We start from the raw sequence: 3,012 nt of genomic DNA on the forward strand, positions 1-3,012 counted from the left end.
GGCTTATATTGTCTTGGCCTTATTGGTTTTCACTGCGATTAATGCCGTAATGGGCCTTAGCTCTGGAAGAGATTTTTCAGCGCGCGACCGTAAAATCGGATTGTTTACATTAATTGCTTCACACGTGCAATTGTTGGTTGGGTTGGTATTGTATTTTATATCACCCTTTGGTAAAGCGTTGTTGGGCGATATGTCCAATGCAGAAGCGCGTTTAACGTCTTTAGAGCATCCGTTGACCAATATTATTGCGATTGTGTTGATTACTGTTGGCTGGTCAACCCACAAAAAAGCTACAGAATCGGGCGTTAAGTATAAAAAATTCGCCATTTTCTATACCTTGGGATTGGTGTTGATTTTATCGCGTATTCCTTGGAAACTTTGGTTGTAAGTCAACCGTTTAGTATGTAATTGATGTCAAGACACGCTCGGTTGTAGACGTCTTGAATCGCCCAAAAACAAGTCTAATGCGAACAAAATCAATACTTATTTACGGTATCACCCTCGGCATCGGTCTTTTCTTTAGTAGCACTTTTTTGGCTCAAAATACGGTGAATCCCGAATTAAAAAAGCAAAAAAATGATACGGTCAAAAAAGAAAAAGTCCTCACGGATGAGCCTGTAGCCGATACTTTACCAGTAGTTAATGGAAAGTTTAAGCTTTTCAAAAAGAAAGCCCACGCTTCCTATTATTCCGATCGCTTTCATGGTCGAAGAACGGCTAGTGGCAAGCGCTACGACCGAAATAAACTCACGGCGGCGCACAAAAAATTGCCTTTAGGAACCTTGGTTCGTGTTACCAATGAAGCCAATGGTAAAACGGTTATCGTTGAAATTACCGATCGTGGTCCGTTTGCTCGTGGTCGTGAAATCGATTTGTCTAAACGCGCGTTTTTCTTGATTTCGGGATCCCGCAATTCAGGTTCAGCTACTGTTACTATCGAAGTGATAGAAGTTGAGAAAAAATCACCATAAACCGAAGGGATGCTGCGATAAATAAGCGTTGTAATAGCGTGAATCGTGTGTTACCTCTTCACCGAGCCAATCGGGCTTAGAATACGTTTCGTCTTCCGATTGCAATTCAATTTCAGCGAGAATCAGTCCGGCATTTTCACCTTCAAAAACATCCACCTCAATGATATGTTGCCCCGATACCACTTCGTATCGGGTTTTTTGTATCGTTCCTTTTTCACAAAGGGGCAAGAGCATTTGGGCTTCGGCTACCGTAATCTCCTTTTCCCATTCCAATCGACTTGCCCCCGAGGCATTGCTTTTCCCTTTGATGGTTAAAAACCCTTGATCCCCTTTGATTCGAACGCGCACGGTACGTTCGGCAACCGAGGAAAGGTATCCTTGGGCTATGGGAATAGCCGCGCGGCTTTCCGCTTTGAATTGTTCGTTTCGCACCAAGAATTTACGTTCAATTTCGATCATCGACTGAAGTTTTTCCTCAAAAATAGGAATTAAACCTTGTTGTTGAGTGAATTGATTTTGAGAAATTCTAGTAAATTTGAGACATGTCGGATTCCCTTAAATTACGGAAGATTATTCACATCGACATGGATGCGTTTTATGCGTCGGTGGAGCAAATGGATTTCCCTGAATTAAAGGGTAAACCTATTGCCGTGGGCGGAAGTGAAGTGCGCGGGGTAGTTTCGGCGGCCAGTTATGAAGCCCGTAAGTTTGGCGTACGCAGTGCCATGAGCGGCGTTCAGGCCAAACGCTTGTGTATCGATTTAATTTTTGTTCGTCCGCGGTTTGATCGCTATACGGAGATTTCCAAACGTATACGGGCGATTTTTCGGGAATATACCGATTTAGTTGAACCCTTATCGCTAGACGAAGCCTATTTGGATGTGACGGTAAATAAAAAAGGGAATCCGAGTGCATCGTTGATTGCGCAAGAAATACGGTCCCGGATTTTCAATGAAATTGGGTTAACGGCTTCGGCCGGAATTTCCAATACGAAATTTGTTGCCAAAGTCGCCAGCGATTACAACAAGCCCAACGGTCAAAAAACCGTACCACCGGATGAAGTGGAAGCCTTTTTGGAGGTTTTGGATATCAAAAAGTTTTATGGCATTGGCAAAGTAACCGCCGAAAAAATGTACCATCATGGGATTTTTACAGGAGCCGATTTAAAAGCGCGCTCTCGGGAGTACTTAGAGGAACATTTTGGCAAGAGCGGAGGCTTTTATTACAACATTGTGCGGGGCATTCATTACAGTGAGGTCAAACCCAATCGGGTGTCGAAGTCGGTAGCGGCCGAGCATACGTTTGAAGAGAACTTGACTTCGGAGTTGTTTATGGAAGAAAGGCTCGCGCATATTGCTGAAACCTTGGAACGGCGCTTGAAAAAATACAGCATTTCAGGTAAAACGGTGACGTTAAAAATCAAGTACAGCGATTTCACGACCCAAACCCGCAGTAAGACCTTGCCGTATTACATCAGTGACAAGGGCTTGTTGTTGGAAACGGCCAAAGAACTGTTGTACCAAGAACGCCTGAAAGAATCGGTGCGGTTGTTGGGCATTTCGTTGAGTAATTTGAATACCGAAGTTAAGAAAACGGTGGTGGTGCAGTTGAAGTTTGCGTTTTGAGGAATTTATTTAATTGTAAGCTATTTTATTTGGCACAATTTACATCAACTACATCAATTTCATTTTCTTTTCATTTAAATTATTTAATTTTATCATACATGCCTTTTTCATGCATTATCCATGCCTTTGACTAGCCTTTGCCTAGGCTTTGCTATTATGGAGTAGGGTAGCTATACCAAATTGTGTTTTCTTATAAAATAAACGCCACATTTCCAAATAAATATAAGGGTATTTTTCCTGTAAACCCAAGGTATTTTTCCCCTCCAAAAATGGGTTTTTTCCTTTTCAAAAAATTTTGTGGCATGGATTGTATGTTTTAGTTTTGAGTTGCAATTTGTTTTGACATTTCAGTAGATTATTTGGTATATGCCTTGGGATGATTTGTTGTAGACTTGTGAAAATTTAACAAAATGTAC

Annotated in this window: 4 protein-coding genes; 3 read left to right on the forward strand and 1 reads right to left on the reverse strand. The window is 41.8% G+C overall.

Going from position 1 to position 3,012, the window contains the following annotated elements:
• Positions 1-388: hypothetical protein (locus tag ABWO12_RS12245; protein ID WP_353089292.1), on the forward strand; the 388-nt coding region annotated here is incomplete at its 5' end.
• A gap of 76 nt (positions 389-464) precedes the next feature.
• The gene (locus tag ABWO12_RS12250) at positions 465-971 is read left to right on the forward strand and encodes a septal ring lytic transglycosylase RlpA family protein (RefSeq protein ID WP_353089293.1); all 507 of its coding nucleotides are present in this window, start codon (positions 465-467) and stop codon (positions 969-971) included.
• On the opposite strand, the gene ABWO12_RS12255 is transcribed toward ABWO12_RS12250, so the two are convergent.
• Positions 963-1,430 (reverse strand): CYTH domain-containing protein, encoded by a 468-nt coding sequence (locus tag ABWO12_RS12255; RefSeq protein WP_353089295.1) that lies wholly within the window; start codon positions 1,428-1,430, stop codon positions 963-965. The two genes, ABWO12_RS12250 and ABWO12_RS12255, sit on opposite strands and share 9 nt — an antisense overlap.
• Before the next feature lie 83 nt (positions 1,431-1,513).
• Between ABWO12_RS12255 and dinB the strand changes: the two genes are divergently transcribed.
• Positions 1,514-2,596, forward strand: a complete 1,083-nt coding sequence (gene dinB / locus ABWO12_RS12260; RefSeq protein ID WP_353089296.1) for a DNA polymerase IV — start codon at positions 1,514-1,516, stop codon at positions 2,594-2,596.
• The last annotated feature ends 416 nt before the right edge of the window (positions 2,597-3,012 follow it).

It is taken from the genome of Flavobacterium sp., assembly GCF_040379285.1.
Lineage (GTDB): Bacteria > Bacteroidota > Bacteroidia > Flavobacteriales > Flavobacteriaceae > Flavobacterium.

Bases quoted from the DNA above. Each gene is read 5' to 3' on its own strand.
- ABWO12_RS12250 (WP_353089293.1), top strand. From the start codon at position 465: ATGCGAACAAAATCAATACTTATTTACGGTATCACCCTCGGCATCGGT.
- ABWO12_RS12255 (WP_353089295.1), bottom strand. From the start codon at position 1,430: ATGATCGAAATTGAACGTAAATTCTTGGTGCGAAACGAACAATTCAAA.
- dinB (WP_353089296.1), top strand. From the start codon at position 1,514: ATGTCGGATTCCCTTAAATTACGGAAGATTATTCACATCGACATGGAT.